Below are 23,912 nucleotides of genomic sequence, written 5' to 3' on the forward strand. Positions count from 1 at the left end.
GAATCATTCTGCGGAATGAAAAACCGATCCGGCAAACTAGTTGTCCGGATCGGTTGCGGTTTTATAATTCGAATGAATCTCCAGCTTTCATGATCTTCACTTCATGGGATGTGACAAGATCTTTGAATGTTTGCGGGTTTTGCCTAATTGGCGGGAATGTATCGTAATGGATAGGCACGACAAGCTTCGGATTCAGCAATTCTACTGCAGCCGCAGCATCTTCGGGCCCCATCGTGAAATTATCCCCGATCGGCAAAAATGCTACATCGATCGAATGACGTTTGCCAATCAATTCCATGTCGCCGAAAAGGGACGTATCCCCTGCATGGTAAATTGTTTTTCCTTCCGCGGTGAACAAAATTCCTGCCGGCATTCCTGTATAGATGATTTCATTTTGATCGGTTGTATAGGAAGAGCTATGGAATGCCTGCGTATATTTTACAGTCCCGAAATCGAATGTATGCGAGCCCCCGATATTCATCCCGTGGGCATTTAAATCTTGCCATCCAATATAGACCGCCAGTTCATTCGGTGCGACGATGAGCGGGTTGCATCGTTTTGCTATATCAAACGTATCCCCTACATGATCGTTATGCCCGTGTGTCAGCAGGATCACATCTGGATTCTGAACTGAAGCATCCAAGTCCGTTAATTCATTTCCAGTGATGAACGGATCAATCAATAATGTCTTGCCTTCAGTTTCGATTTTCACGACAGAATGTCCGTGATAAGAAATCTTCATTTGCAAATCCCTCCAAATCTGTTCATACATACTACTTCGTTATTCTAACCGGAAAACCCTCTTTTTTGTTATGATAAGTTTGTTGATATAGGAGGGATAAGTTTGGATAAAATTAATGAGATCAAAAGCTACTTGCAGGAAAACGATGTAGATGCAGCATTCATTACAACTCCGGACAATGTTTTTTACGTTTCCGGTTTCCGCAGTGAACCGCATGAAAGGCTATTAGGGGTCATGATTTTCAAGGAGGCGGAACCATTCGTCATTTGTCCTCTTATGGAAGTGCCTGATTTGAAGGCGTCCGGATGGACGTTCGAACCGGTCGGCCACCAGGATACAGAGGATGCATGGGAAGTTCTAGCCGTTGCAGCCGCGAAAAGAGGAGTTCCTCTTCGAACGATTGCAATCGAAAAATCCCATTTGACAGTGGAACGTCTCGAAAGAATGGAACAACTTTTTGAAGGTGCGTCATTCCAGCGCCTAGATGAACAATTAAATAAAATGAGAAACATCAAGAGCGAAGAAGAGCTTGAAAAATTGCGCAAGGCAGCAGCATTGGCTGACCATGCCATCGAAATCGGCTGCAAAGAAATCGCGGAAGGTAAAACGGAGCTTGAGATTCTTATGGCAATCGAATTCGAAATGAAGAAAATGGGCGCTGAAAAAATGTCCTTCGACACGATGGTGCTATCCGGACCGAAAACAGCTTCTCCACACGGTACACCTGGGGACCGGAAAATCCAAAAAGGTGATTTCATCCTCTTCGACCTTGGTGTTGTTTACGAAGGCTATTGTTCAGATATTACTAGAACTGTCGCATTCGGCGAGCCATCAGAAAAACAGCGTGAAATTTATGAAACGGTCAAAAAAGCGGAACAGACGGCAATCGATATGATCCGTCCTGGCGTGAAAGCGCGCGATTTGGATAAAGCCGCAAGGGATGTCATTACGGAAGCAGGCTATGGCGACTATTTCACACATCGCCTTGGACATGGACTCGGCATTTCCGTCCATGAATTCCCTTCGATTACGGGAACGAATGATATGGAAATGGAAGAAGGAATGGTATTCACTGTTGAACCGGGCATTTATCATCCCGAAATTACAGGTGTGCGAATCGAAGATGACGTTGTTGTCACGTCAGACGGTGTGGAAGTGCTTACGAAATTCCCGAAAGAACTGCAAATCATCAAGCCATGAAATTGAAAAAACGCTGTCCGGAATAAGTCGGACAGCGTTTTCATTATTTAGTTAAAAGTGTTTCAGCCGGAACATACTCCAAGCCTTGGGCGTCTGCAACAGCTTTATATGTTACATGGCCTTCCAATGTGTTGATGCCTTTTTGCAATGCAGCGTTATCCAAGCAAGCTTGCTTGTAGCCTTTGTTTGCAATTTGCAATGCGTATGGAACTGTAACGTTCGTCAATGCCATTGTCGAAGTGCGCGGAACAGCTCCTGGCATGTTCGCAACTGCATAGTGGACAACTCCGTGCTTCTCATACGTAGGATTATCATGAGTCGTCACGCGATCGGACGTTTCGAAGATGCCGCCTTGGTCGATTGCGATATCGACAAGTACCGAGCCTGGCTTCATCGATTGTACCATCTCTTCGGAAACCAATTTCGGCGCTTTCGCACCAGGGATCAGTACACAGCCGATAACGAGATCGGAATCTTTGACCGATTCAGCGATATTGAACGGGTTGGAAACGAGCGTTTGAATGCTGTCGCCAAACATTTCATCCAATTGGCGGAGACGATCTACAGACAAATCAAGCACTGTCACTTTCGCTCCCATGCCGACTGCGATTTTCGCCGCGTTCGTTCCAGCCTGTCCGCCACCGATCACAGTGACATGTCCACGCGAAACACCTGGGACTCCCGAAAGAAGAATTCCTTTTCCACCGTTGATCTTTTCAAGATATTGCGCACCGATTTGTGTCGCCATGCGTCCTGCAACTTCACTCATCGGAGCAAGCAAAGGTAAAGAATTATTCACTTGAACAGTTTCATAGGCAATGCCTACTACTTTGCTGTCAAGCATTGCTTTTGTCAATTCCAATTCAGGAGCAAGGTGTAAATAGGTGAATAGGATAAGCCCTTCACGGAAATAGCCGTACTCGGAAGCAAGCGGTTCCTTTACTTTCATAACCATATCCGCATCCCATGCTTCTTTCGCAGTTGCTACGATTGTTGCGCCTGCTTCGACATAGTCCTCGTCTGTAAAGCTGGAACCTAGACCGGCACCCGTTTCAATCAGTACTTCATGGCCTGCAGACTTTAGGTTGAAAGCTCCTGCAGGTGTCATCGCCACCCGATTTTCGTTATTCTTTACTTCTTTTGGAATCCCAATACGCATTTCTGATCCTCCTATAAATAAGAAAGTTAGTTGGCCACCAATCGACAATTCGACAAGACCAATGTACTAACAATTCTATCAGATATTATAAGAATTTGCTCTAGAAAGATAATAAACAATTTTACTATCGAAGGATTTCAATACCCATTTCATGTTTTTTATAGAATGGAAAGGGAATAAAATGAATACACACTGTCACAGTTCCGCCAAATTCCGACGGTTATTCATTGAATTCATTTGTAAAAAGAAAGGTTTTTTCCGATTTTTATCGAAGTAGTAAATGTAAATACAAATCTACAGGATGGAGTGATTGGAATGGTATTAAAATACGATCAAATTATCGTAGCTGTGGACGGATCGAAGGAATCGAGATGGGCGTTCAAAAAAGCGGTGGGCATCGCGGAGCGAAATGATGCTACCTTGAACTTGGTGAACATCATCGATACACGTTCCTATGCGGCAGTCGAAGCGTATGATCGTTCCATCGCAGAACGGGCTCAGAAATTTGCAGAGGAGCTACTTACTGAATATAAACAGGAAGCGGAAGCCGCCGGACTGCACAATGTAAACATCGTCGTTGAATACGGTTCGCCGAAAACGATGATTTCGCGCGACCTGTCTAAAAAGCTTGGCGCGGATCTTATCATCTGTGGCGCGACAGGTTTGAACAAAGTCGAGCGCTTCCTGATCGGCAGCGTCTCCGAAAACATTGTCCGCTCATCTGCTTGCGACGTGCTCGTCGTACGTACTCCTGAAGAAGATTGATATGTATGTAGAAAAGAACCTGCCCTGTGGATGGGCAGGTTCTTTTTCGCCTTCTTTGATTTATATCTGCCGAGAAAGTTATCGATCATTTCCCGGCGGATATCGGTCATTTCCTCTGAGTTATCGGTCACTTCAACAGAGTTATCGGTCATTTCCCGCAAGTTATCGATCATTTCCCAAGAGTTATCGTCATTTCGGGACTTTTGGTTTATCGAAAAATGCTCATACAAAGCAAAAAACCCGTTTCAAACCACTTTGAGATTGGAACGGGTTAATGTATAAAAGCTTCTTTTATAATTCGGCGACCCACTCATCGATTTGCTCAAGGAATCGTGACATCGCCAGCTTATCCGACATACTCGGCACCTTCGACAGCAGTACATCCGGCTTGGCTTTCATCTCGGCATACGGCTTCTGCAAGATCAAGATGCTTTTCTCGTGTGCTGCGCTGCGGAACAACGAAGCAGGCAACTGGAGGACAGCACGAATGACTGCATTCTTTTTCAAGTAACGGTGAAGCTCTGCAGATTGATCTGATTCGAAAAGAGATACAGGCGTCAAGAAGATTGCATAGCCACCTTCTTTCAAGTGATTCATCGATTGCTCAATGAATAGATGATGGGAAAAAGCGTGTCCTTCTGCAGGCATCATTTCAAAATTGATGGCATTCTCATCGTCGGGATAATAGCCGACCGGAAGATCACATATGACCAAGTCGACAGGATCCACGAGCAACGGCCGCAATGCATCTTGGATGAAAAAGCGTACAGGCTGCTCCAGTAAGTCGGCGGTTACAGCGGATAATCTGACCAATAACTCATCGATTTCAACAGATGTCGCTGTCCCTTTATCTCCGATTGTATTCATCACAGTGAACAGCAAATTGCCTGTACCTGCTGCCGGATCAAGTATCGTCACTTGATCCTTTTGCTGCATCAGTTTAGTTGCGAAATGCCCGATGAGCATTCCGAGTGCATCCGGTGTCATCTGATGGTTTGGCTGCGCTTGTTCTTTCATCCCTTTCAAAACAGCTAGCTGGATTCCACGGCGGATTTCCTCTTTTGTCACAGAAGGCGTCAACCGGGGCATCGTTTCCCCTGAGAGCCATTCGTTGCAAGCTTCAATCACCGACTCCAGATAGAGCTCCTCTTTATTAGCTTCTGCGTATTCATTTAAAAATGTAAAAATCTGTTCAGTATTTGTCACCATATAATATCCCTCTAATCCAAAATATACCTTCAAAACGGTAAGGTGGCCCACCCGTTGCCGAGTGGGCCAATTTTTTATTTCGTTAATTCGTTCACTGCTGCAATCGCCTTATCATAGTCAGGGTGATCCGTACCTTCAGTTACATACTCAACGTAAGTGACTGTATCATCTTTGTCGACGACGAAAATGGAGCGCGCCAAGAGACGTAACTCTTTCATGACGACGCCATATGCTTCCCCGAATGAAAGGTCGCGATGGTCAGATAATGTTTGGACGTTGCTGACGCCTTCCGTTGCACCCCATCTTGCTTGCGCAAAAGGAAGATCTACGGAAATCGTGAGCACTTCCACATCATCACCAAGCGAAGTAGCTTCTTGGCTGAATTTACGCGTCTGTTCTGAACAAACACCCGTATCGATAGATGGAACAACGCTGATCAACCGGATTTTCCCTTTCGAGTCATTCAGTGTAACCGGTTTTAAATCGTTTGAGAGTACTGTGAAATCTGGAGCTTTATCGCCTACTGTTACTTCTTTTCCGAGCAATGTGACCGGATTTTGTTTAAAAGTGACATTTACCATGAAGACGCCTCCTTATCATTTCAGTTCATTCTACTAAACAATTGTTCCCGCATGCAACTCTTCGCCCTTGCGCTCCTGCCTTGTCTCAATGACTTCCCTCTCAAACGATTGCTCATGGACGACATACGTGTCCGCGAAAAGGTCGTGCAATGCTTCCTTTTTCGGCATGAAGACGACGAGCAAATAGGGAAGCGTAAGAAGTTTTGAAATGAAGCGCCCGATCACTTCCCTGAAAAGGACTGTTCCCCAAGTCAATTTTCCGCCATCCTGCCTGACGACTTTGATTCCCAAAATCATTTTACCTACAGTCTGCCCGGCAATTTTCGTCATAAGTGCGAAATAGCCGAGAAACAGAATGAGAAGCGTCACTTTGTATGGGCTGAATAAAAGAAATGACGGATTGGATATTTTGATATCAAAGACCCTGAAGACCGGTTTGATGAATATTCCGCTTATCGATGAAACGATAAGCAGATCAACGACATATGCCCAGAAACGCGTCCAAAAGCCGGCATATTTCGGCCTGAATCGCTCCGTTCTGATGATTTCATATGCTGGAAGGCGATTCGGCTGGGGAGTTTCCATTGTAGGCTGATTCTCCGGCTCGGGAATATTCCCTATCGACTGATTATGTTCAATATGATCCGTCATGCCTTTTTCCCCTCCTTATTTCTCACCATATAAGTACATCATCCGCGGTGCGTCATAATCGGAAAGCAACTTGCCGATTAGTTCGGACTCCAGATTGCGCCCAAATAGATTGCCGACCTTCACTCCGAAGAGAGACCCGAAGCTATCCATTGGTGCAAATTCAAATACAGTTGCGTTTTCGAGCTCGTAGTCCGCCTTCATTGCATCGATGACATCGCCTATCTTTCCGTAGTCATCAGCAAGACCCGAATCGATTGCCTGTCTGCCGTTCATGATGCGGCCGTCAGCAACTTTCTTCACTTGCTCAGTCGTCATATTGCGGCCTTCCGCAACGATTGCGACAAACCGTTCGTATGAATCATTGATCATTTCTTGAAGCATATTGTGCTCTTCTGCAGTCATTTCGCGGGATCCGCTCATGATATCTTTGTAAGGGCCTGTTTTAATCGTATTGAAGTCAATTCCATACTTTTCCGCAAGCTTGGCATAATTGACGCTTTCCATAATGACCCCGATCGATCCAGTAATCGTTTCGGGATGTACAAAGATCTTTTCTGCGGGCGCTGAAACATAATAACCACCAGAAGCGGCAAGTCCGCCCATTGCTACGTAAATAGGAATTTCCCTATCGATTTGGATTGCTCGAATCGCATCATAAATATCTGATGACTCTAGCACTCCACCGCCTGGCGTATTCACTGACAGGACGACTCCTTTAATCGATTTATCGTTCAAAATATCATTCAGCTGTGTCATGAATAATTGGTGATTATATCCGCCTGAAGCGAATAGGGAACTGCCAACGTCCTGAATGACTCCGTCCAATGTGAGGACAGCAATCCGATCTCTTCCTTTTCCTTGTTCGATGACCACTTCGCTATAGCCCGCATTGCCCGCCGCTATTTCCTCCATGAAGCTGCTGAAGTCCCTCGTAAACAAATACGAAAGTGAGTTAATGCCTATCGAAATGAAGATAAGCACCGCTGCGACGATGATTGCAATCCATCGTTTCATTGCCATTATGTAATTCCCCCTTCTATCTTCCACCATTGTATACGTTTCAGACCTTATAAATGTTTCATTTTACTTCGATGATCCATGTGCAGCCTTTTTTGTTGCAATTGATTCATAAACCTTTGAAACCGTGAAAAGAATCAATGCCGCCCATATCAAAGAAAATGACAACAGTTCGATCCCGCCGAATGATTCCTTATAGACTACTACGCCTATGAACAACATCAACGTCGGTGCGATATATTGAATGAACCCCGCTACATATAACGGAATCAGCTGTACTCCTTTTGCGTACATGACGAGTGGAAGTGCGGTTGCAATCCCCGTAAGGATAAGAAGGGTATCCGTTTTAATATCTCCGTGTAAAAAGACGGCTTGGCCATTCATGAATAGGTAGACATAATAGCCGATTGCGAATGGTGTAATAAATAATGTTTCGATCGCCAAACCGCGAAGGGCATCCAATTTAATGTTTTTCTTGATGAAGCCGTAAATCGCAAATGTAATCGCAAGACATAAAGCGATCCACGGAATTCTTCCGTATGAAACCGTAAGTATAATGACGCCTGTAAAGGCAAGCAGGAAAGCGACCTTCTGCGATGACGAAAGCCTCTCCTTCAGAAAGATGATGCCGAGTAAAACGGAAACAAGTGGATTAAAATAATAGCCCAGACTCGTTTGCACAATATAATTATGATTGACCGCCCATATGTAGGTGAACCAATTTCCCGATATCAACACGGTTGCGATGAAAAGGCTCCAAAACTGCGATTGACTTTTCCATAACTCCCGGATGTCAGTGATCAGGTGTCTGCCATTTTTCAAAATCAAAACAGCCAGGACTGTGGATACGAATGCCCACACGATCCGTCCCGTTAAGATTTCATCACTTTGTACATGTTCAAGATGCTTCCAATAAATCGGCATGATTCCCCAAAAGAGAAACGCTCCGACGACCCATAGGATACCACTCTTTTCAGACTGCATTCAGGCACCCTCCTTTCGAATAGGACAATTATAGTCCTTTCAATACTGTTCGTAAACCCGCTAAGGAAAAACCGCCCATGCCATTTCGGCGTTGGACGGTTTTAGCGATTATTTATTCTGTTCTTGCTTCCTCAATTCGACCCGCATGATTTTACCGGAGGCCGTCTTCGGCAATTCCTTCACGAATTCAATCTTTCTTGGATATTTATAAGGAGCTGTCAACGTTTTTACGTGTTCCTGCAAATCTTTTACGAGATTTTCATTTTGCTCCATTTCGGGATCGCGCAATACGATAAATGCTTTGACTACATTTCCGCGCACTTCATCAGGACTGCCGACGACTGCACACTCACGCACCGCCGAATGTTTTGTCAATGCATCTTCGACCTCGAATGGCCCGATCGTATAGCCCGAACTGATGATAATATCATCGCCGCGTCCTTCAAACCAGAAGTAGCCATCCTCGTCCAGCCTTGCACGGTCCCCGGTGACATAATATTCTCCACGGAATTGCATTTTTGTCCGCTCAGGATCATTCAAATACTCTTTGAACAGAGCAGGCGTGGAAATATGGACGGCGATGTCGCCCACTTCTCCGGCAGATACCGGCTTACCTTCATCATCGATAATGTCCACCCGGTTCCCCGGCGTCGGTTTGCCCATCGATCCAGGTCTCGCTTCCATTCCCAACATCGTACCGACAAGAAGCGTATTTTCCGTTTGGCCGTATCCATCCCGAACCGCAAGATTGAATGTCCTTTCAAAAATATCGATCACTTCCCGGTTCAGCGGCTCGCCCGCGGACACCGCGCTACGCAGGGAGGAAAGATCATAGTCTTGTAAATTCTCGGCTTTCGCCATGAATCTGTATTCCGTCGGTGTGCAGCATAGCACGTTCACTTCATATGTTTTTATTAAATCCAAATAAATTTTCACATCGAACTTTCCATCATAGACAAGACCTGTCGCTCCGCTTCCCAAAACGGATACGAATGGAGACCAGATCCACTTCTGCCAGCCCGGCGCAGCGGTCGCCCAAACGACGTCCCCTTCCTCGATGCCAAGCCAGTTCGGTCCGGCTGTCCGTAAATGAGCGTAAGCCCATGCATGTGTATGGACGACTCCTTTAGGCTTGCCTGTCGTGCCCGACGTATACGACAGAAACGCCATATCGGTTCCTTTCGTAGGAGGAGCTTCAAAATCAGAGGAGGCTGATTCCATCAGTTGGGTCAATGATTTTTGGCCATCCCCTGCTTCCCCGATGACGAACAATTGGACGCCTTGTAAATTATTCACCGATTCGAATTGATCCATGAATGATTCAAAGGCGACAATCGCTTTCGCCTGACTATGCTCCAAGCGATATTCGATATCGGAAGAACGCAGCATTTCAGAGCTTGGAATGACAACGATGCCCGCTTTCAATGCCCCGATATATGTAACGTAAGCATCGATTGTCCTTGGAACCATGACAAGGATGACATCCCCTTTTCGCAAGCCGTTTTCTGTAAATACATTCGCTGCTCTATTCGCTTTCGCCATTAATTCATCGTATGTAATTTCTTTTTCCTGTCCATTCGAATTGACATAGATCAGTGCGCGCTTACCATCGCCTGTAGCGTACTTTTCAAATTCAGAAACGAGATTGTAATTCTGAGGTGCAAGCAATTCTTCACGATTCATCTGAATTCCCCCTTTTCGTATGATTCAATTATACAAACGTCTTGTAGAAAGTTCAAAACATATTCATTTTTCTTGCAGCCCTTTTGAATAAACCCTACCTTCGAAGTGTAGACTGAGTTGCAATGGAACAGCAGTAATAAAAATGAAAAACTGCCCCGGAAATCCGGGACAGCTTTTATATACTCATTATTGTTGGTAACCCTTCATTTGTTGTTGGGCTTGACGCACTAATCGCTTAGTAATTTCTCCGCCGACGGATCCGTTGGCACGCGATGTGGAGTCTGGTCCAAGGTTTACACCAAATTCAGCTGCGATTTCGTTCTTCATTTGGTCAAGAGCTTGTTGTACCCCTGGAACTAGGAGTTGGTTTGAGTTGCCGCTGTTGTTGTTAGCCATGTCGTTGTCACCTCCTTGTGCATATAGAATGGACCGTTTCCGGAAATTCATGCAGGAGGTACAATGGTAATAATACCCTTAAATTAAAGCAAATCCTCGAAATTATCCTTCTCTTGCTGCTGCCAAACTTCGATGACTTCTCTATTTTTTACAGCTTCTTCAATCAATGGCTGAAAATCAAAAAAGCTTTCGAAATGAAGGACTCTTTCAAGTTTCGGTTTTGTTTTCGGGTTGCTTGGGGTAAAGATCGTACAGCAATCCTCATAAGGTCTAATTGAAATATCATATGTCCCGATCTGCTGTGAAAGCTCGATAATGTCCAGTTTATCCATCGCAATCAAAGGACGGAGAATGGGTGTTGCAGTCACTTCATTGATGGCAGTCAGGCTTTCAAGCGTTTGACTTGCAACCTGGCCAAGACTCTCTCCTGTGACAAGTGCCAATGCGCCAATTTCTTCTCTCACTAGATCAGCGATTTGCAGCATCACTCTTCTTGTAGATGTCATCGTCAAATTGTCGGGCACTTGTTGGACAATCGCTTGCTGGAGTTCCGTAAATGGAATGACGTGAAGACGCACAGACGCACCGAATGAGCAAAGCATTTCAGTCAAGTCCATCACTTTTCGTTTTGCCAATTCACTCGTATAAGGCGGGCTTGCAAAATGGACTGCATCGATTGAGACACCGCGTTTCATTAGAAGATATCCTGCGACAGGGCTATCGATGCCTCCTGATAGCATAAGCAATGAATGGCCATTTGAACCGACAGGCATGCCGCCTGCACCTTTATATACTTTGGACGTCAGAAATGCGCCTTCTTTCCGGATATCGACAAGCAGCATAATATCCGGTTTTTTCATTTGAACAACAAGTTCAGGGAAATGATGCAAGACATGGCCGCCAATTGCTTTTTGCAATTCACCTGTCACGTATGGGAATGTTTTATCCGCCCGCTTAATTTCCACTTTGAATGTTTTTCCTGCTGTTTCTTCAGTGCCGATCACTTCGAGCGCTTTTTGTTTGATCGCGTCGAGATCGGCGTCACACATTGCGACTGGGCTGAATGACTGGATGCCGAAAATATGCGGCAGCCGTTCAATTGCCTCTTTCATATCCGCTTCGTCATCCGCAATCAAAAACATGCGGTCCCGCTCAGCACGCAGTTGAACAGATTTCAAATCGACCATTGCATTCTTTATGTTAGTTCTCAATTTACGGACGAAGTGGTTCCGATTCCGTCCTTTTAATGAAAGTTCTCCATAGCGGATTAAAATTTCTTTCCATTTCATCTCTTACATTCCCCTCTCAATCAATACCATGAAGCTGTTAAGCACTCTGATGAATTCATCTATTTCGTCTTTCGTATTAGTGTTGCCGAAACTGACACGAATGACACCGTTTTTAAACTTATTTTCCAAACCGATTGCTTCTATTACATGCCCTGCATTTTTATTTTTTGATGAGCATGCGCTGGATGTTGAAATAATGATGCCTTGCTCCTGAAAGTAATTCACTGCCACTTCGCCGTTGATCGATTTGAATGCGATGGACAATATATGCGGAGCACCAGCTTCAGGCGAAAGGATTCGGATATTCTCGTACGGACGGCATGCTTCTATAAGCAAATTCCGCCAATTCCTATAATCCGCCCTTTCTTCTTTAACAGTACTGATTCTCATTGCCTTCGCCATGGCAACAGCATTTGGCACAGAAACGGTTCCACTTCTTAAACCTTTTTCCTGGCCACCGCCGAAATTGATTGCATGCGGCATCACGCCTTTTTTCAAAAGCAATGCGCCGGAGTTCTTCAATCCGTTCACTTTATGCGCGGAGATTGTGATGGCGTCCAGACCTAATTCGTCCATGTTGACAGGCAGCTTCCCAAAACTTTGAACACAATCCGAGTGAAAAATGGCTCGGCTATTTTTTTTGATCAATTCAGCACACTGCCGAATCGGTTGAATCGTCCCGATTTCATTATTGACGTGCATGATGCTGACAAGGATCGTATCTTTTCTAACCATCTTCTCCAATTCATCTAATGAGAGCAGTCCTTGATCATCCACCTTCAAATAATCCACTTCAAATCCGATATCCTCCAATTTTCGACATGCATTCAATATGGATGGATGTTCGATTTGGGTCGTAATCACATGTTTTCCTCTTGCACGATAGGCTTCAGCAAGACCAAGAATGGCTAGGTTATTCGCTTCAGTTCCGCCGGATGTCAGAACGACTTCTCCTTCTGCATTACCGACGAGCGACAGCATTTGTTCCTTTGAGCGATTCAGTAAAATTTCAGCTTCTCTGCCAAAAACATGCAGCGATGCGGGATTCGCGTAATATTTCATATTGGCGGCTATGAAAGATTCAAGTACGGTTTCATCAGGCCGCGTCGTTGAGCTGTTATCAAAATAAATCATATGGATTTTCCCTTCTTTCACTTTTGACGCAACAAAGCCACCTGCATGCACTTAGTATGCCGGTGGCTCGTTCATGTCAACCCACTATCAATCGCTTAATTAGTTTAAACTTGTTCCTTCAACATTTCTTCAATTCGCTTCATCGCGCCCGGTTCGACCGCTTCCACAGCTGTTGCCGCTTCTTCAAGCGCCTTTGCATAGCGGAATTGCCTGAATGATTCTTCTGCATCGAGCAGTCTTTCATGCATTTCCGGATTGGAGACGCGGTAGCGATTTCCATATTGAATGATCCGTTCGACAAGCATGACGTTTTCAAGAAGCTCATCAACTCTTTCATTCACTTCTTTAACAACGGTTTGCGCATTTGCCAAATAACTTTCTGCAACCGACATATTCAATGGGACTTCCTGTAAACTTTGGCTTACGAGGAATAACTGTTCCTCTGCTTCCTCAAGACGTGCATCCATTTCGTCTGGAATGCCGGGGATGTTGCCCCTGTGAAGCTTCCGATCCGCATTTTGCAGATCACGTGCGAGATCGGCAAGTCTATTTCTGACATTGTTTTCATCTATGCGTAGATTTTTCATCCGATTGGCAAGGCTTTCCTGTTCCTCCGCAATTTCCTCGAGCTCATCGGAAATCCCTTTAAGCTCTGCTTGTAAGTAGGAATAGGCTGATTCTTCTTCCTCCATCATGATTTTTAAAGCATTATGGCGATTCTGAATCACTTCCAGCTTTTTCAAGCTCGCTTGCGGCACTTTAGCTTCTTTTTCATCGAGACGATAGCTCTGCTGAACATAGACGGCTTCATCTGATGTTTCCCTCGTCAATTTTATAATGGCATTAAGTGTATCTTCGATGTCCTCAAAATGAAAATCAACATAATGCCTTGCATTCACTTCATTTTCCAATGAATCATAGAAAGCATCGATGCGGTCGTTCATATCCATGACGTTTTGTCGCACTGTATCAATTTCCAGTTCTTCCAAATTCGTCAATTGCACTCCGATTCCTTCTTCAATTTCATCCAATTGCTTTGTCAAATCAAGATGCGCCAAGTTATAAGACTGGTCTTCCATTTCCTTGATACCATTCCGCAATTCCCGGATGGAAGCCGGCAACTTATGTTGGAGCTCAGTCAGCAATGAAGGAATTTCATGGATAAGCGTCGACAGCCTCTCCCCTTTTGCAGATAGAGTGATGACGATTTCACGTGCGAGCAAATAATTCCCATTTGCCGTCAATTCATCATACTCCTCAAATTTAGGAGTGAAGGATTCAAGTTCTTTCTCCAATGGAACGACTGTCATTCCGTAAGAATGCTGATGGGCCAAAATTGTTTTCCTTGCCAATCGGTATTGCTCGCGGAGGTTTTCCATTTCGATTCTGTTCTTTTCCTCGCTGCCGATCAATTCATTCAGCTCTGCCAATATATCGTTTTTCCTTTTATCACATTGGCGGATTTTTTCCTGGATTTCTTTTTCCTTCGCTGTCGCTTTTTTGAAGCGGAAACGATCGATCAGATCTTCCGCATCAAAGAGCAATGAATCGATTTTTGGCATATGTACGTCGACGACTTCCGTCCACTCATTGCGCCACCGTTCGAATTTCTCTTCTGTTTCGCCTGTCATATTTAGTTGTTTGACTTTCATCATCTCTTCAAAAATCGGCTTGTTTTGAATTTGCATCTTTTCATGTTCCAGTTTATTGATTTCGCTAATATGTTTACGCCTGAACAAAAAGGCGATCGTGATAAGCACAAGTAGAACAATAATTGGAATGATGAAATATTTCACCATTGTGATCCCCCTATTCCGAAGTCACTGATATGAACTTTTAACCACTAGTTAAAATAATATTATCTTATATAGTAACATGTTTAAAGCATTTTCGTATGAATTTGGACGAATTATAGGGAAAAAGGTGCTTTTCGCGCTGAAATCCTCGAAATTTGTAGAAAATCAGGAAGGAACGTATACTGAAGAGGAATCTATTCAGGGGGTGCTTTTCTTGTTTACTGCAACTGATTACTCGGATATTCCAAAAGAGAAATACGGACAATTGTCAAAACAGCTTGATGCGTTGCTTTCCGGAGAGAGCAACCGCTATGCGAATTTGAGCAATGCCTCGGCTTTGTTGAATCAATTTTTTGATCGAATCAACTGGGTCGGCTTCTATTTAATGGATGGCGAGGATGAACTTGTACTCGGCCCATTCCAGGGATTGCCTGCATGCATACGAATTCCGCTTGGGAAAGGTGTTTGCGGGACTTCAGCAAAAAATAGAGAGACCATTTTAGTTCCGGACGTCAATCAGTTCCCGGGGCATATCGCATGTGATGCAGCATCTCGTTCCGAGATTGTCGTTCCATTGATTAAAGATGGTGAAATGATCGGAGTTCTTGACATCGACAGTCCGGAGTATGATCGTTTTACTGAAGATGATCAAGAGGGACTTGAGCAATTTGTGGAAGTGCTAGTTAAGCATATTTAAAAAGAGACTAACCAGATAATACGAAAACCGCCAGAACGGCTCCCTTTCCGCGGGCGTCGCCTCAGCCTCCTCGTCGCTGCGCTCCTGCGGGGTCTTCGGTCAACGCTGTTCCCGCAGGAGTGTCGCCTTTTCTGGCGATTTTCTTAGTGTTCCACCCTCACAGGACCCTAAAAATGGAAATAACTCATCCGAAATTCCAATATTTCACTTAATAATTATAGTAACAATTTCGAAATATAATCAACAAATAATGTGGACTGCACTGAAAAAAGGGAACGCCCCTTATCTGAGTAGTCTCTTTGTATCAAACGGCTTTATATTATTATTTACCAGGAGTAATGATCACTCATAGGGCTTTACTATTACTTGGAGGGACGTATTTCTAAGATGCTATTTGCATACTCCATTACCTCAACAAAGTATTTATAATCAGTTGTTAAGTTTACTCAACACCTATGATAATACTGACTCATGCTTATTTTCCTTTGTAATGCTTTCGATACTTTTCGAATTTAGACAAAGCCTATCAGAATAATAGAGATATGTCTCCAGTGGATTGGCGTGATGCACTGTGTTAGCTTTTGTTACTCTATCATAGTGTTTACATTCTCTAAATTCATAACTATTACATCTAAGTATTTCTCCCTTTTAATCTTCAACTACTTTGTTTTATAGAAGTTCATTTATTGATTACATTGTTCACTCATTAACGAACAAAATAAAACAACAACACCAATAAGGTATATTTGCTATTAATTATGATATTTAATTTTACTTGTCATGTGCCGTCTACTCTCAGTATTTCCGCTTCCTTCGTCTAATTCCCGCTATCTCTCTTTTACACTCTTGTATCACATCGTCCTTCACCTTAATAGAAGCAGATACTAAGTAGTCGAATAATAAAATCGCCTTTAATGAAACCGTCCTTTTCCCAAACCCTGTATCAGAACCGTGTAAAATTGCATGTCGGCTTAAATCGGTTCCTAATTGTTTACCATGTTCGAAACTAGCTAATACATTATCTGAGAAATATTCATGGATCGTTTCATCAAAGCTAAATGAACTTATGGACTCATCTTTTAGTAATAGGTTTTTTAACATGACTTTTTGGATAGTACCATCCACTCTACCTTTAACATGAAATGTATCAACTAATAATCCTTCCATTTGAGATATTATAGAAGGAACAACTAAGTCATACATGCCTAAATTGTGTGCCATAATTGCATTCCTCAACAAAGGAAGGCGTTTCTTTACCAACTTAGTTTCTTCCCAAAAAAGCAGTATCTCCTTCAATTCAGAGGCATTGTATAGGTGTGTCATGATCTCATCAATATTATCTTCTAACTCTTTTTTATCATCTAAATATAGCTCTGCTATTGCTCTCATATTACCTATAGCCATTCCATCATGGGGTGGATAGCCCAATTCAACAATCGCTACTTTAAAGACTTTGATATCCTCTTCTGTCTTAAGAATTCCGCTCTGTATATTGGCAAAACTTTGGGTAAATTGAGTTAAGTCCAAATATGGTTGAAAAGCTTTATTCAATTTGGCATAGCGTTCGGCTGCTGCGTTACCGATCCTTGCTAGAGCAGAGGTATATTCTGTTGCCATTGTTCCTATTTTCGCCATATCCCTCATATGTTCTTGCAAAATTTTTGATAGTCTATTGTCCATGATGTCTCCGTTCAAATTGTTAATTTATCTAGAACCTTTTAGCTGTTTCGATTTCGTCTTTAAAACGTGATATTGTTCAGTTATATAGTCGAATTACACTTAGATTTTATGCTACTTCTTCAAAATAGACAATGCGCCCCCTCGGAAACCGTGTCTCTGAATCCGAAAGTATGCTGCTTATTTATTTCAAGTGAAAAAGGGCTATCATTGAAAGACAGTTTTCACTTACTTTCTAGATAGCCTCATTTTTTCATGCATGAGTCGAATGTTTTTGTGCCAGTGCGATGAAGGCTGAATCCAAGTCGTCGATGAGGTCGTCTGCGTGTTCGAGTCCGACAGAGAGACGGAGCAGAGAGTCTGTAATGCCCATCTGCAAGCGATCCGCTTCAGGCACACCTGAATGCGTCATGGTCGCCGGGTGTTGGATGAGCGTCTCGGCATCTCCTAGACTGACTGCAATCTTGATCAAGGAAAGACTGTCGATGAATGCTTGGGCGCTTTCCTTGCCGCCTTTCACTGTAAATGAAATAAGGCCGCCACCAGCTTTCATTTGGCTTTTCGCAATTTCAAACTGCGGGTTGCCTTGGTCGAAAGGATAATAGATGTCTTCGACAAGTTGCTGCCCTTTCAAATAATCTAGAATTTTTTCGGCATTCGCCGTATGCCTTTCCATTCGGACAGGCAGCGTCTTCAATCCGCGGATGAGCAGCCATGCGTCGAATGGGGACATGATTGCGCCATAGTCCTTCTGAACGGTCATCTTCAGCTTTTGCATTTCATCAGCATCTTTTCCTATGAGCAATCCAGCAATCACATCGCCATGACCGTTGATATATTTCGTTGCGCTATGCAAGACAAAATCAGCGCCGTAATCGATCGGGTTTTGTAAGTAAGGGGATGTGAACGTATTATCGACAACGACAGCCAATCCATGCTTCCTAGCCACTTTGCAGACCATTTCCAAGTCTACTAATTCCATTGTCGGGTTGATAGGTGTTTCGACATAAATGCATACCGTTTCCGGCGTGATCGCCTTTTCGACTTCTTCTTCAGTCTTCATGCTGATCAGGCTATGGGTAATATTATATTTCTCTTGCATGATTCCGAGTAAACCGAATGTACAGCCATAGATTCCTCTGGAGCAGATAATATGGTCGCCGGCCTTCGTCAAATGGACAAGTATGGAGCTGACCGCCGCCATTCCAGAGCCGAAAGCAAGGGCGCCCGCCCCGTTTTCAAGGGCTGCCATTCTTTCCTCAAGGATACGGACTGTCGGATTGCCGAGCCTGGAGTAAATATTGCCTGCCTCCTCACCGGAAAAACGTTTTTCCCCTTGCACCGCAGTTTCAAAGGAATATGTCGAAGTTTGATAAAGTGGTACCGCCAAGCTGCCATGATGTTTTGTATCATCATAGCCTTCATGGATGACAAGCGTGTCTTTATGGAGTGTCGATTTTTTCATTTCCATTCCGCCCTTCGGTATTGTAAGCACTTACATTTCCTAATTTCATTTTACCCTCTTTCCCGAAAAAGAAAAAGGGCAACTTCAGCGACACTTTATCGCCGAAGCTGCTCCATGAAGGATGAATCTGTTCTTTCCGTAATTTTTCGCATGATATAAAGCCCGGTCCGTCGATTGGAAAAGCTCCTTATACGATTTCCTATCAGTAGAAGACCAGCCGCTTAATCCGATTGAAACGGTTACACCCGGATCGGTCGCTTCAGGTATTCCTTCTACAAGCTTTCGGGCCAAATCTATCCCATCCTCGATAGTCGCGGATGGGATGAAGATTGCAATCTCCTCCCCTCCCCACCGGCTAGCGATTCCCCAATCCTTAACGATGGATAGGATATAGGCAGCGATTTGTTGCAATACTAAGTCTCCTATCGCATGTCCGTAAGTGTCATTCACAAATTTGAAATCATCTACATCCATCAAGAGAAATACGCCGAACTCTTCGTTTTCTAGCGTTGATGTAACAACTTCATCCAAATAGGAACGGGTGAATAATTTCGTAAGATGGTCTTTATTAACAAGCTCCTGCAATTGATCGCGAAGCATAATATTCGAAATCGCCAGCGAAGAATGGCCGATAAGGGAGCGCATCAATTTAAAACTGTCAAATGAGAAAAAGTATTCTTCCCGGTGCATGAGGATCACGAATCCGATCATTTCGCCGCCATTGTTGATTGGAAGGGCGACAAGTGATTTAAATTCCTTGTCATCGTTTGCATGTTTTCTTGCATTTACGTCGAATACTGTTTCTTCCCCTTTTCGAAAACGGGCTGAAACTGATTCTATATATTTCATTCCTGCATGTTCTTTGAATAGTGTTGTACTCGAAGGCGAAACGGAGAATTGGCCTTTTTCTTCATAAAAGACAAATGCCATCTCATGCGGACGGAAAGCATTCATGAACTGATCTTTCAGAAAGGCGATCATTTCATCAAGATCCAAATTGCTGTTCAATTCCCTTGAGGCTTCATTCACTAAACGCAAGTCGTCTACCAAACGATGGGATTGCTCGTAAAGACTGGCGTTTTCAAGCGCACTGCCAGCGCCATTCGCCATCGATCGAATAAAGCCCTTTTGCGCAAGCGTGAATTCAGTGCCTTTAGGCGCAGTAATCTGCAACACGCCGTAAATTCCCTGTCTACCGCGGATGGGCGCATTCATCAGGCTGCTTGCAATATCTACGGCATTCTCGATTGTCAAATCACCAGATAGGAATGCATCAATAGCAGATGCCCTTTCATTCGCATAGTCAAACAAACGGTACTCGTTCGTTTTTCCTATCTGTTCATTTGAAAGGAGGAGGTTGACGTCGTAGGCTGGAAATGACCCTGCTACTGCCTCCATAAGCCCTTCAAGGATGACATCGCTTTCCATCGTTGAGTTGAAAAGTTCGGCCACTTCGAATAGATGTCTATACGTCTTTTCCTTTTCAGAGATTTGATGCATTTGAATGACTTGGCCAATGAACGTGCCGAATACTTTTTTCAGTGTTTTCAAATGAGGTGTCAGGGCAAATGCATGCCATTTTTCACTCGCTTGAAATAGCAGAGCAGCAAGGGGAGCAAGATGGACATCCCTTAAAATGAGCGAGTCGTCCGCAAAATCATATTCCCTATCGGAAGCATGCGAGATGAATGACACATTGAAAATTGGATGATTTTTTGTAATCGCTTCCGCAACTTGTCCGCAATCGCTCCGAGATGTCACCTTTTTGGAAAGTGGCGCAAAACGATTATTATCGTATAGAAGTATGTCTGCATCGCTAATATCGAAATGATCCATGAATAATTTCTTGAATTCCACAAGCATGGCTTCCAAAGGATATTCATCATTCAGATTTGACAACAAATCAAAAACGGCGCATTTCACTTCATATAATGTCATTTCATGATCGTTCATTTGCCATCACCCTCATTCATGTCCCTCGTAATTTGTACCTATACTATCATTCTAATACATAAAACCTATTATTAATAGTTTTTACATCGGTTCTTCTCCTGTTTTTGGTTGGCTAATGAAAAGAGCTTGACTCACATTCGAATAATTGTTATGATGTTCCTTGTGTAAAATAGTTGCAGCAGTTGTATGATTCATGCTGTCCAGTCTATTCCTTTCAGTAAGGTGCATCGTGTAACCTTGAGGCTGCTGAGGCGAGGATGCAAGATTATAGAATGGCACACGGATTGAATACATCTGGTTCTTATTTTACAACAAAATAAAACCAATACAGAGGAGGAGTCTTTCATGGCTCGTTATACAGGTCCATCTTGGAAACTTTCCCGTCGTCTTGGCATTTCGCTAAGCGGAACTGGAAAAGAAATCGAAAAACGCCCTTACGCACCGGGACAACACGGTCCTACACAACGTAAAAAACTTTCCGAATACGGATTGCAATTACAAGAAAAACAAAAACTTCGTTTCATGTTCGGTGTGAACGAACGTCAATTTAAAACTGTTTTCAACAAAGCTGGTAAAATGCCAGGTAAACACGGTGAGAACTTCATGATCCTTCTTGAAACTCGCCTTGACAACCTAGTATACCGCATGGGTCTTGCACGTACTCGTCGTGCAGCTCGCCAACTTGTTAACCACGGCCATATCTTGGTTGATGGAAAACGCGTTGACATCCCATCTTACAGCGTGAAACCTGGTCAAGAGATCTCTCTTCGTGAAAAATCTCAAAACTTGGATGTTGTTAACGAAGCTCTTGAAGTGAACAACTATGTTCCTGAGTACGTTTCATTCAACGCTGACACTAAAGTCGGTACTTTCGTACGTCTTCCAGAGCGTAGCGAACTTGCTGCTGAAATCAACGAAGCTCTTATCGTTGAGTTCTACTCTCGTTAATAGGAGCATTAAGAATTTTAATGCAAATAAAACCCTTGAAATGTTGTTTGACCAACGTTTCAAGGTTTTTTTCGTTTTTGATTTTTCGCAAGATAATATCTATTTGATTTTTACTCTTGACTCTCGCTACAAACTGGTGCTTACATTAAGATACAACATGCAACTGCATACCAAGCATTTGAAAAGTCCAATAAATAGTAGACCCACACAAAGAAGAGGAGTTGAGTTTATGAAATTTCTGCTGACATCTGCAGGTATCAACAACAAAAGTATCCATGACGCATTGGTTGATATGTTGGGCAAGCCGATCGCCGAGTCTAGCGCACTTTGCATCCCCACTGCGATGTACGGCCACCCTTGGGTCGGTCCCGGCGTCAAAGCCTGGGAGTTCATCAGCGGGAAATCCGATTCCATGGTTGGACTGGGCTGGAAGTCCATCGGCGTGCTGGAGCTTACAGCACTTCCAAGCATCGACGAAGATCGCTGGGTGCCACTGATCCGAGAGACGGACGTCCTGCTGGTTTCTGGTGGTGACGCCCTCTACCTGAACCACTGGATGAGGCAATCCGGGCTGGCGGACCTCTTGCCGTCGCTGCAAGCAGTTTATGTGGGAATGAGTGCAGGGAGTATGGTAATGGCACCTAACATCGGGGAATTCTTCGTTGGCTGGACCCCACCCAACGGCAGCGATGAAACGCTGGGTCTAGTCGATTTTGCCATTTTCCCACATCTGGATCACGAGATGCTGCCGTATAACACAATGGCTAATGCGGAGAAATGGGCCGCTGGGATACAGGGGCCGGCGTATGCAATTGATGATCAAACCGCCATCAAAGTGATCGATGGAGCGATCGAAGTTGTATCCGAAGGGGATTGGAAATTGTTTACCCCCTAATCTTAAATGCACAATAAAACCCTTGAAATGTTGCTAATCAACGTTTCAAGGGTTTGTTCTAATTACTTATTATTAGTTAACAAATCTCTCCGCTTTTCCGACCGACTCCCAGTATTCATTACGCAACTGAACTTTTAAGATCTTACCAGAAGCATTTTTCGGCAGCTCGTCTACAAAGGTGACTCCGGTAATCGCTTTAAAATGGGCAAGCTTATCTCTTGTGAATTGAATCAGTTCTTCTTCCGCAGCGTTTTGCCCTGAACGTAAAACCACGTAGGCGTGTGGCGTTTCCCCCCATTTTTCGTGGGGAACAGCAATTACCGCTGCTTCCAGAATTGCAGGGTGGTCATATAAAACACCTTCTACTTCAATGGAGGAAATATTTTCTCCCCCTGATATAATGACATCTTTTTTCCGATCGACGATTCCTACGGTTCCATACTCATCCACCACGGCCATGTCCCCTGTATAAAGCCAGCCATCACGGATCGCTTCCATCGTTGCTTCTTCATTTTTCCAATAACCTTTCATGACACCATTTCCACGGACAATGAGTTCGCCAATTTCTTTTCCGTTCCAGGCTACTTCTTCTCCAAAGTCATTTACGACTTTTACATCTGTACCAATCATTTGGTATCCGGCTTTAGCTTTTAAACGAGACTGTTCTTCTCTTGAAAAATCCTTGAAGTGAGTGCGGATTCTAGAGATGGTGCTTAGCGGACTGGATTCCGTCATACCGTATACTTGAATAAACTCCCAGCCCAGCTCATCCTCCACTCTATTGACGAACGCTGTCGGTGGTGCCGATCCTGCAATAAATACACGAGTATTTTGCTTCATTTCTTGCGGATGCTCATCGTAATGCTGCAACAATGAATTCAACACCGTCGGAGCCATATGCATAACGGTAACCCCATGTTTCTCAACTGCATCAAAAATACTTTTTGGAGTTGCTTTTCTTAAACAGACTTGAGTTGCCCCGTTTGCTGTGTAATAGAACGGGGAGCCCCAGCCGTTAACATGAAACATCGGCAACACATGTGCAAGAACATCATCATCCGTCACCCGTAAATGATGCATACATGTTAACGCATGAAGATAGTTGTTACGATGTGTCAACATCACACCTTTAGGATTACCGGTTGTTCCGCTCGTGTATAGCAAGCTGCAGACATCCGTCTCTTCCAAAGCCTCCCGATGGAATGTTTCTTTTGAATGCGCTTCTAGAAATTCATCATAATTCACTTCATCACATGAGCCGTCATAATAATGAACAATAATCTCCTCAACGGTTTCCAGCTTTTCTTTAATAGTCAAAATTAAATTGTATAAGTCCTGATCTACAAACAAAACCTTTGATCCACTATGATTTAATATATATAGATAATCCTCAGGTTTTAAACGAATATTCAATGGCACCATGACAGCCCCTAACTGGAAAACACCATAAAAGCCTTCCAGCATTTCTAACGTGTTTGGTGCCAAGAACGCTACCCGGTCGCCTTTTTTCACGCCTAACTTCCGAAGACCATCTGACAACTGGTTGACACGTTCATTCATTTCCCGATACGTAAATACTCGTTCATCACCAATAATTGCTTTTTTATCCCCATAGAGCTTAACTGCATGATCTAAAAATTGTGTTAGAATCAATGGCACTTCCACGGTAGT

At 43.7% G+C, this 23,912-nt stretch carries 21 protein-coding genes; 5 read left to right on the forward strand and 16 right to left on the reverse strand.

Translation table 11 applies throughout. The features are described 5' to 3' along the window. Positions 1-61: 61 nt before the first annotated feature. Positions 62-742, reverse strand: a complete 681-nt coding sequence (locus ACFPTP_RS14435; protein WP_381446191.1) for a metal-dependent hydrolase — start codon at positions 740-742, stop codon at positions 62-64. Between the two features lie 102 nt (positions 743-844). On the opposite strand from ACFPTP_RS14435, the gene ACFPTP_RS14440 reads away from it, so the two are divergent. Continuing rightward, on the forward strand, positions 845-1,942 hold the full coding sequence (locus ACFPTP_RS14440) for a M24 family metallopeptidase (RefSeq protein ID WP_381446193.1): 1,098 nt from the start codon (positions 845-847) through the stop codon (positions 1,940-1,942). A gap of 43 nt (positions 1,943-1,985) precedes the next feature. Here ACFPTP_RS14440 and ald read toward each other — a convergent pair whose 3' ends face one another. Then, on the reverse strand, positions 1,986-3,101 hold the full coding sequence (gene ald, locus ACFPTP_RS14445) for an alanine dehydrogenase (protein ID WP_381446195.1): 1,116 nt from the start codon (positions 3,099-3,101) through the stop codon (positions 1,986-1,988). Between the two features lie 315 nt (positions 3,102-3,416). On the opposite strand from ald, the gene ACFPTP_RS14450 reads away from it, so the two are divergent. Beyond that, the gene (locus tag ACFPTP_RS14450; RefSeq protein WP_381446197.1) at positions 3,417-3,866 is read left to right on the forward strand and encodes a universal stress protein; all 450 of its coding nucleotides are present in this window, start codon (positions 3,417-3,419) and stop codon (positions 3,864-3,866) included. Positions 3,867-4,157: 291 nt separating this feature from the next. Here the strand turns inward: ACFPTP_RS14450 and ACFPTP_RS14455 are convergent, their stop codons facing one another. The 10 genes from ACFPTP_RS14455 to ezrA all read right to left on the reverse strand — a co-directional run bounded on the left by ACFPTP_RS14455 (position 4,158) and on the right by ezrA (position 14,609). Then, complete coding sequence (locus ACFPTP_RS14455; protein WP_381446199.1) at positions 4,158-5,075, reverse strand: class I SAM-dependent methyltransferase; 918 nt, start codon at positions 5,073-5,075, stop codon at positions 4,158-4,160. Between the two features lie 74 nt (positions 5,076-5,149). Continuing rightward, entirely contained in the window at positions 5,150-5,656 is a 507-nt protein-coding gene (gene tpx / locus ACFPTP_RS14460) for a thiol peroxidase (protein ID WP_381446202.1), read from the reverse strand. Positions 5,657-5,689: 33 nt separating this feature from the next. Continuing rightward, positions 5,690-6,307: an RDD family protein gene (locus ACFPTP_RS14465; protein WP_381446204.1), complete on the reverse strand. Its 618-nt coding sequence runs from the start codon at positions 6,305-6,307 to the stop codon at positions 5,690-5,692. A 15-nt stretch (positions 6,308-6,322) separates the two neighbouring features. Beyond that, positions 6,323-7,327, reverse strand: coding sequence for a signal peptide peptidase SppA (gene sppA, locus ACFPTP_RS14470; protein ID WP_381446206.1), 1,005 nt, complete (start codon positions 7,325-7,327; stop codon positions 6,323-6,325). A 63-nt stretch (positions 7,328-7,390) separates the two neighbouring features. Further along, on the reverse strand, positions 7,391-8,308 hold the full coding sequence (rarD, locus tag ACFPTP_RS14475) for an EamA family transporter RarD (RefSeq protein WP_381446208.1): 918 nt from the start codon (positions 8,306-8,308) through the stop codon (positions 7,391-7,393). Positions 8,309-8,416: 108 nt separating this feature from the next. Next, positions 8,417-9,991 (reverse strand): acyl-CoA synthetase MbcS, encoded by a 1,575-nt coding sequence (gene mbcS, locus ACFPTP_RS14480; RefSeq protein WP_381446210.1) that lies wholly within the window; start codon positions 9,989-9,991, stop codon positions 8,417-8,419. A gap of 186 nt (positions 9,992-10,177) precedes the next feature. Beyond that, on the reverse strand, positions 10,178-10,387 hold the full coding sequence (locus ACFPTP_RS14485; RefSeq protein WP_381446212.1) for a small, acid-soluble spore protein, alpha/beta type: 210 nt from the start codon (positions 10,385-10,387) through the stop codon (positions 10,178-10,180). Positions 10,388-10,470: 83 nt separating this feature from the next. Beyond that, on the reverse strand, positions 10,471-11,676 hold the full coding sequence (thiI, locus tag ACFPTP_RS14490) for a tRNA uracil 4-sulfurtransferase ThiI (protein WP_381446214.1): 1,206 nt from the start codon (positions 11,674-11,676) through the stop codon (positions 10,471-10,473). A gap of 3 nt (positions 11,677-11,679) precedes the next feature. Further along, positions 11,680-12,810, reverse strand: a complete 1,131-nt coding sequence (locus ACFPTP_RS14495; RefSeq protein ID WP_381446219.1) for a cysteine desulfurase family protein — start codon at positions 12,808-12,810, stop codon at positions 11,680-11,682. A gap of 104 nt (positions 12,811-12,914) precedes the next feature. After that, positions 12,915-14,609: a septation ring formation regulator EzrA gene (gene ezrA, locus ACFPTP_RS14500; RefSeq protein ID WP_381446222.1), complete on the reverse strand. Its 1,695-nt coding sequence runs from the start codon at positions 14,607-14,609 to the stop codon at positions 12,915-12,917. Between the two features lie 211 nt (positions 14,610-14,820). Between ezrA and ACFPTP_RS14505 the strand changes: the two genes are divergently transcribed. Then, positions 14,821-15,303, forward strand: coding sequence for a GAF domain-containing protein (locus ACFPTP_RS14505; protein WP_381446224.1), 483 nt, complete (start codon positions 14,821-14,823; stop codon positions 15,301-15,303). A 795-nt stretch (positions 15,304-16,098) separates the two neighbouring features. Here the strand turns inward: ACFPTP_RS14505 and ACFPTP_RS14510 are convergent. From ACFPTP_RS14510 to ACFPTP_RS14520, 3 genes are all read right to left on the reverse strand, one after another. Next, a complete protein-coding gene (locus tag ACFPTP_RS14510) occupies positions 16,099-16,983 on the reverse strand; it encodes a hypothetical protein (protein WP_381446227.1) in 885 nt (294 codons plus the stop codon). A gap of 250 nt (positions 16,984-17,233) precedes the next feature. Further along, the gene (gene megL / locus ACFPTP_RS14515; RefSeq protein WP_381446229.1) at positions 17,234-18,445 is read right to left on the reverse strand and encodes a methionine gamma-lyase; all 1,212 of its coding nucleotides are present in this window, start codon (positions 18,443-18,445) and stop codon (positions 17,234-17,236) included. Between the two features lie 84 nt (positions 18,446-18,529). Continuing rightward, positions 18,530-20,398 carry a sensor domain-containing diguanylate cyclase gene (locus tag ACFPTP_RS14520; protein WP_381446231.1) on the reverse strand — a complete coding sequence of 623 codons (1,869 nt, stop codon included), beginning with the start codon at positions 20,396-20,398 and terminating at the stop codon, positions 18,530-18,532. A 345-nt stretch (positions 20,399-20,743) separates the two neighbouring features. On the opposite strand from ACFPTP_RS14520, the gene rpsD reads away from it, so the two are divergent. Together rpsD and ACFPTP_RS14530 are read left to right on the forward strand one after the other, a co-directional pair. Further along, positions 20,744-21,346 carry a 30S ribosomal protein S4 gene (gene rpsD, locus ACFPTP_RS14525; RefSeq protein ID WP_381446233.1) on the forward strand — a complete coding sequence of 201 codons (603 nt, stop codon included), beginning with the start codon at positions 20,744-20,746 and terminating at the stop codon, positions 21,344-21,346. Positions 21,347-21,575: 229 nt separating this feature from the next. Continuing rightward, positions 21,576-22,241 carry a Type 1 glutamine amidotransferase-like domain-containing protein gene (locus ACFPTP_RS14530; RefSeq protein ID WP_381446802.1) on the forward strand — a complete coding sequence of 222 codons (666 nt, stop codon included), beginning with the start codon at positions 21,576-21,578 and terminating at the stop codon, positions 22,239-22,241. Positions 22,242-22,313: 72 nt separating this feature from the next. Here ACFPTP_RS14530 and ACFPTP_RS14535 read toward each other — a convergent pair whose 3' ends face one another. Beyond that, positions 22,314-23,906, reverse strand: coding sequence for a long-chain-fatty-acid--CoA ligase (locus tag ACFPTP_RS14535; protein ID WP_381446235.1), 1,593 nt, complete (start codon positions 23,904-23,906; stop codon positions 22,314-22,316). Positions 23,907-23,912 lie beyond the last annotated feature (6 nt).

This window comes from Sporosarcina koreensis (assembly GCF_042655825.1).
Classification (GTDB): Bacteria; Bacillota; Bacilli; order Bacillales_A; family Planococcaceae; genus Sporosarcina; species Sporosarcina koreensis.